General features: G+C 48.2%; 2 tRNA genes and 3 rRNA genes. All 5 read right to left on the bottom strand.

Annotation, left to right across the window (positions count from 1 at the left end):
* Positions 1–109: ribosomal RNA gene (gene rrf / locus ELS83_RS21360) — 5S ribosomal RNA — on the bottom strand; the annotation flags it as partial.
* A 95-nt stretch (positions 110–204) separates the two neighbouring features.
* Positions 205–3,075: ribosomal RNA gene (locus ELS83_RS21355) — 23S ribosomal RNA — on the bottom strand.
* Between the two features lie 127 nt (positions 3,076–3,202).
* Positions 3,203–3,276, bottom strand: a tRNA-Ala gene (locus tag ELS83_RS21350).
* Positions 3,277–3,298: 22 nt separating this feature from the next.
* Positions 3,299–3,372: transfer RNA gene (locus ELS83_RS21345), tRNA-Ile, on the bottom strand.
* Positions 3,373–3,518: 146 nt separating this feature from the next.
* A 16S ribosomal RNA gene (locus ELS83_RS21340) occupies positions 3,519–5,043 on the bottom strand.
* Positions 5,044–5,117 lie beyond the last annotated feature (74 nt).

Raw genomic sequence — 5,117 nt, 5'->3', positions numbered from 1 at the left:
TTGGCGTCGACCTACTCTCCCACATCTCTGCAGTACCATCGGCGCTAACGGGCTTAACTTCTCTGTTCGGAATGGGAAGAGGTGGAACCCCGATGCTATAAACACCTAAAATCGTTGTTGACTATCTAGTCAARCTAATATCATAGACATATTGAAAGTAAAATAAAAGAACCAAACTTGTAAGATTCAGCGATTGACCTCGCCACTCAGAAGCTTTCGGGTAATTAGTATTGCTCGACTTTGATGTTACCACCTTTACATCTGCAACCTATCAACGTTATCGTCTCTAACGACCCTTAAAGGAAATCTCATCTTGAGGTAGGCTTCGTGCTTAGATGCTTTCAGCACTTATCCCTGCCCAACGTAGCTACTCTGCTATGCAGCTGGCGCCACAACAGATACACTAGAGGTTAGTCCAACCCGGTCCTCTCGTACTAGAGTCAGATCCTCGCAAATTTCCAACGCCCACAACAGATAGGGACCGAACTGTCTCACGACGTTCTGAACCCAGCTCGCGTGCCACTTTAATGGGCGAACAGCCCAACCCTTGGGACCTTCTCCAGCCCCAGGATGTGACGAGCCGACATCGAGGTGCCAAACCGCTCCGTCGATATGAGCTCTTGGGAGCGATCAGCCTGTTATCCCCGGAGTACCTTTTATCCTTTGAGCGATGGCCCTTCCATACGGAACCACCGGATCACTATGCTCTACTTTCGTACCTGCTCGACCTGTATGTCTCACAGTCAAGCACCCTTGTGCCATTGCACTCTACAGACGATTACCAAACGTCTTGAGGGTACCTTTAGAAGCCTCCGTTACTCTTTTGGAGGCGACCACCCCAGTCAAACTACCCACCACACACTGTCCGTCGTTAGACGTTAGACTTCAGATAAGCAAAGGGACGTATTTCAAGGATGACTCCAGAACCCCTGGCGAGGCCCCTTCATAGTCTCCGTCCTATCCTACACATCACTTACCCAAAATCAATGTGAAGCTGCAGTAAAGGTTCACGGGGTCTTTCCGTCCCGTTGCGGGTAATCGGCATCTTCACCGATACTACAATTTCACCGAGCTCATGGCTGAGACAGTGCCCAGATCGTTACACCATTCGTGCAGGTCGGAACTTACCCGACAAGGAATTTCGCTACCTTAGGACCGTTATAGTTACGGCCGCCGTTTACTGGGGCTTCATTTCAGACCTTCGCTAATGCTAAGCCCTCCACTTAACCTTCCAGCACCGGGCAGGTGTCAGGCCTTATACGTCATCTTTCGATTTTGCAAAGCCATGTGTTTTTGGTAAACAGTCGCCTGGGCCATTTCACTGCGGCCTCCCGAAAGAGGCGTCCTTTCTCCCGAAGTTACAGGACCATTTTGCCGAGTTCCTTAGCCATGAATCACTCGAGCGCCTTAGTATTCTCTACTTGACTACGTGTGTCCGTTTGTGGTACGGGTTTCTATAACCTGAAGCTTAGAGGTTTTTCTTGGAAGTAAAATTACACGCACTATCAGCGCTGCCGTAGCATTGCTGTACTATCWGATTTCAGCTCAAAGACCGGATTTACCTAGCCCTCTCATAGCATACGTCMTTCAACGAACTATTCCGTCAGTTCGCGGCGTTRTCATCTCTTCGTCACCCCATCGCAGTTATAGAAAGTACCGGAATATTAACCGGTTGTCCATCGAGTTCGCCCTTCGGCTACCCCTTAGGTCCCGACTTACCCTGATCCGATTAGCGTTGATCAGGAAACCTTAGTCTATTGGCGTGCGGGTTTCTCGCCCGCATTATCGTTACTTATGCCTACATTTGCTTTTCTAAAAGCTCCACAATACATTACCATACTGCTTCTGCGCCGTTAGAATGCTCCCCTACCAGTTAGAATAAATTCTAAATCCATAGCTTCGGTGGTATATTTATGCCCGATTATCATCCACGCAAGATCGCTCGACTAGTGAGCTGTTACGCACTCTTTAAATGAATGGCTGCTTCCAAGCCAACATCCTAGCTGTCTAAGCAATCTCACCTCGTTTGTTCAACTTAACATACACTTGGGGACCTTAGCTGATGGTCTGGGTTCTTTCCCTCTCGTCTGTGGACCTTAGCACCCACAGGCTCACTGCCAGATATAAGTTATAGCATTCGGAGTTTGTCTGGATTTGATAGGCGGCGAAGCCCTCGCATCCAATCAGTAGCTCTACCTCTATAACTCTCGACTCTGACGCTGCACCTAAATGCATTTCGGGGAGTACGAGCTATTTCTCAGTTTGATTGGCCTTTCACCCCTACCCACAGTTCATCCGAACACTTTTCAACGTGTGACGGTTGGGCCCTCCACTCTGGTTTAACAGAGCTTCAGCCTGACCATGGGTAGATCACCAAGTTTCGCGTCTACCCCCACTAACTTTACGCCCTATTCAGACTCGCTTTCGCTTCGACTACGCACCTGAAGTGCTTAATCTCGCTAGTGAGGAGTAACTCGTAGGCTCATTATGCAAAAGGCACGCAGTCACACCATATAGGTGCTCCTACCGCTTGTAGGCGTACGGTTTCAGGTACTCTTTCACTCCTCTGTTCGAGGTGCTTTTCACCTTTCCCTCACGGTACTTGTTCACTATCGGTCTCTCAGGAGTATTTAGCCTTACCAGATGGTCCTGGCAGATTCACACAGAATTCCTCGTGTTCCGCGCTACTCAGGATACTGCTAGAATTACTTCGCTTACGTGTACGAGACTATCACTCTCTACGGCCTGTCTTTCCAAACAGTTCCACTTCACTTAGATCTTCATATCGCAGTCCTACAACCCTGACATTGCCGAAACAATATCAGTTTGGGCTAATCCCCGTTCGATCGCCACTACTAGGGGAATCACTTTTGTTTTCTTCTCCTCCGGTTACTTAGATGTTTCAGTTCTCCGGGTTTGCCTCCTTTACAGGATATCCTTACGGATGGGTTGCCCCATTCGGAAATCTACGGATCAAAGGTTATTTGCACCTCACCGTAGCTTATCGCAGCTTATCACGTCCTTCATCGCCTCTGAGAGCCTAGGCATCCGCCATACGCCCTTAATTACTTCTTTTTGTGCCAATAAAAGTATTAAACTTTCATCACGAAATCAATCGTTGTTTCTTTACTTTTGGTTACTTCTACTTTACTACTTTCAACATGTCAAAGAACTTTTAAAATACACCATAATGTATCTTTCGTGGAGAATATCGGAGTCGAACCGATGACCTCCTGCGTGCAAGGCAGGCGCTCTAGCCAGCTGAGCTAATCCCCCATTAACGTTATTCATTATATTGTAGTCCTGCGCAGATTTGAACTGCGGACCCCTACATTATCAGTGTAGTGCTCTAACCAACTGAGCTACAGGACTAAATTAATAATCCATATGCTAGCGGTAAACACCCTAACGCTATGGGTTATGGTATATAAAAAATGAAAACAAGAAAAAAGTTAGGCAAAACAGATTTAAACCTGCCATATTACCACAAACCTTTTGTCGATATTCTAAATCTCTAGAAAGGAGGTGTTCCAGCCACACCTTCCGGTACGGCTACCTTGTTACGACTTAGCCCCAGTTACCAATTTTACCCTAGGTCGCTCCTTGCGGTTACGAACTTCAGGTCCCCTCGGCTTCCATGGCTTGACGGGCGGTGTGTACAAGGCCCGGGAACGTATTCACCGTATCATTGCTGATATACGATTACTAGCGAATCCAACTTCACGGAGTCGAGTTGCAGACTCCGATCCGAACTGAGACTAGCTTTTGAGATTAGCATCCTGTCACCAGGTAGCTGCCCTTTGTACTAGCCATTGTAACACGTGTGTAGCCCTGGACGTAAGGGCCGTGCTGATTTGACGTCATCCCCACCTTCCTCTCACCTTACGGTGGCAGTCTCGCTAGAGTCCTCAGCATTACCTGCTAGCAACTAACGATAGGGGTTGCGCTCGTTATGGGACTTAACCCGACACCTCACGGCACGAGCTGACGACAACCATGCAGCACCTTGTAATTTGCTCCGAAGAGAAGATCCGTTTCCAGATCGGTCAAACTGCATTTAAGCCCAGGTAAGGTTCCTCGCGTATCATCGAATTAAACCACATGTTCCTCCGCTTGTGCGGGCCCCCGTCAATTCCTTTGAGTTTCATTGTTGCCAACGTACTCCCCAGGTGGATTACTTAATGCTTTCGCTCAGTCGCGCACTGTGTATCGCGCACAACGAGTAATCATCGTTTACGGCGTGGACTACCAGGGTATCTAATCCTGTTCGCTCCCCACGCTTTCGTCCATCAGCGTCAATATTAGCTTAGTGAGCTGCCTTCGCAATCGGTGTTCTACGTTATATCTATGCATTTCACCGCTACATAACGTATTCCGCCCACCTCAACTAAATTCAAGACCTGCAGTATCAATGGCAGTTCCGGAGTTGAGCTCCGGGATTTCACCACTGACTTACAAGCCCGCCTACGGACCCTTTAAACCCAATAAATCCGGATAACGCTCGAATCCTCCGTATTACCGCGGCTGCTGGCACGGAGTTAGCCGATCCTTATTCATACGGTACCTTCAGACACCTACACGTAGATGCGTTTATTCCCGTAAAAAAGCAGTTTACAACCCATAGGGCCGTCATCCTGCACGCGACATGGCTGGTTCAGACTTGCGTCCATTGACCAATATTCCTCACTGCTGCCTCCCGTAGGAGTCTGGTCCGTGTCTCAGTACCAGTGTGGGGGACTATCCTCTCAGACCCCCTAAGCATCATCGCCTTGGTGAGCCGTTACCTCACCAACAAGCTAATGCTACGCATGCCCATCTTGTACCCCAAAAAGGTTTAAATAWTYTCCCATGCAGGAAATCATCATTATGCGGTATTAATCCGGATTTCTCCGGGCTATCCCCCTGTACAAGGCAGGTTGCATACGCGTTACTCACCCGTGCGCCGGTCGTCGCCTGGTGCAAGCACCATCGTTACCCCTCGACTTGCATGTGTTAGGCCTGTCGCTAGCGTTCATCCTGAGCCAGGATCAAACTCTTCGTTGTATAAAAGTTTTTATAAATTCTGTCTCATTCAGATTATCAAAGTTTAATGGTAATTTTTAATTGACAAGGTTTTT

This window comes from Marinifilum caeruleilacunae (assembly GCF_013141825.1).
In the GTDB taxonomy this organism is placed as follows: Bacteria; Bacteroidota; Bacteroidia; order Bacteroidales; family Marinifilaceae; genus Marinifilum; species Marinifilum caeruleilacunae.
This window is presented reverse-complemented; position numbering and strand designations above follow the sequence as displayed.